Here is a 1,657-nt window from a genome sequence, read left to right on the forward strand (position 1 = left end):
CCAAGTGGGAAAGCCGGAAAACGCCGCCGGAAGGGGGCAGGAACACCATGCAGGGAGAACGGCAATTCACCTCATGTGGTCAAAATGAGCACATGAGGTGAAACGGACGTTTATCTACTCGTTGCGGCAGGAGAAATCAATGTAGACAAATTGTCCACATTGATTTGCCGTAACCCAAAGGACGTTTATCCACCTGTTGCAGCAGAGAAAATCCATGTGGCCAAATTGACCACATGGATAAGCCGCAGCACCGAAGAAAGGATGTGTGCCTATGGGAAACAACTTTACCCCCGCATGGATCAAGAAAGGCTTCTTCAACGAATCTATCTTCTGTGACGATTTTCTCAGCACCCACCAGTTCCTCTATGTGAATGGCGCATTTTTCACCCCGGAAGGCAGGGTCACAGACACCATGAACCTGCGCTGTGAAATTTTCGATATGCTGCGAGACCATATCGGCGCAAATATCGCCAAACGGGTCAGCAATGTCGTGGACGTACTGAAGCTGGCGGCACAGGTGGAGGACTTCCCGCCCATCACCGACCGCATTGCGCTGGCAAACGGCACCCTGTATCTGGACGGCACCTTTCAGGAAGGCAAGCCGGAGATCGTCCGCAACCGGCTCCCGGTCAAATATGACCCGAAAGCCGCCCAGCCCGTCCACTGGCTGCGGTTCCTGTCCGACCTGCTCTACCCGGAGGACATTCCCACGGTGCAGGAGTTCATCGGCTACTGCCTGATCCCCAGCAACAAGGGGCAGCGCATGATGGTCATCAAGGGCAGCGGCGGTGAGGGTAAGTCGCAAATCGGCGTGGTGCTGTCCCGGCTGTTCGGCTGCAACATGAAGGATGGCAACATCGGCAAAATCTCGGAGAACCGCTTTGCCCGTGCCGATCTAGAGCACACCCTGCTCTGTGTGGACGATGATATGCGGATGGAAGCCCTGCGCCAGACCAACTATGTCAAGTCCATCGTGACCGCACAGGGGCAGATGGACTTGGAGCGCAAGGGCAAGCAGAGCTATCAGGGTTGGATGTACGCCCGCCTGCTGGCGTTCAGCAATGGCGATTTGCAGGCATTGTATGACCGCTCGGACGGTTTCTACCGTCGTCAGCTCATCTTGACCACCAAGGATAAGCCCCTGTCTCGTGTGGATGACCCGGACATTGCCGAGAAGATGGCGGCAGAGGTCGAGGGCATCCTGCTGTGGGCATTTGAGGGCTTGCAGCGGCTGGTGAAGAATGGCTTCCAGTTCACCGAGAGTGACCGTACCAAGCGCAACCGGGAACTGGTGAAGCGGGACAACAACAATGTGTTTGATTTCCTTGAATCCGAGGGCTACATCCGCCTGAAGGCGGATGCCTGCACCAGCTCGAAAGAGCTGTATGAGGTCTATCGAATGTGGTGTGAGGAGAACAGCCTGAATGCGATCAAGGCACGAGGGTTCAGCGATGCGCTGATCGCCAACCAGCGCAGGTATAATCTGGAATCCACCAACAACATCGTCAACTCGTCCGGGCGGAGAGTCCGAGGCTTTGTGGGCATCGAAGCCCTTGTGCAGCCCGACCTCACCCCCAATGGCTGGCGGGCATGACCCGCTTTTGATCCCCCTATATGGTGCGTTTTCGGTCTTTCGCTGCGTACGTGCGTACAGAGA

Annotated in this window: 1 protein-coding gene; it reads left to right on the top strand. The window is 56.1% G+C overall.

All coding sequences use genetic code 11. From position 1 onward, the window contains the following. Positions 1-271 precede the first annotated feature (271 nt). On the top strand, positions 272-1,594 hold the full coding sequence (locus tag DWV57_RS13250) for a phage/plasmid primase, P4 family (RefSeq protein ID WP_120021018.1): 1,323 nt from the start codon (positions 272-274) through the stop codon (positions 1,592-1,594). Positions 1,595-1,657: the final 63 nt, after the last annotated feature.

The organism is Faecalibacterium sp. AF10-46 (assembly GCF_003604105.1).
GTDB classification, from domain to species: Bacteria; Bacillota; Clostridia; order Oscillospirales; family Ruminococcaceae; genus Faecalibacterium; species Faecalibacterium taiwanense.

Bases quoted from the DNA above. Each gene is read 5' to 3' on its own strand.
- DWV57_RS13250 (WP_120021018.1), top strand. From the start codon at position 272: ATGGGAAACAACTTTACCCCCGCATGGATCAAGAAAGGCTTCTTCAAC.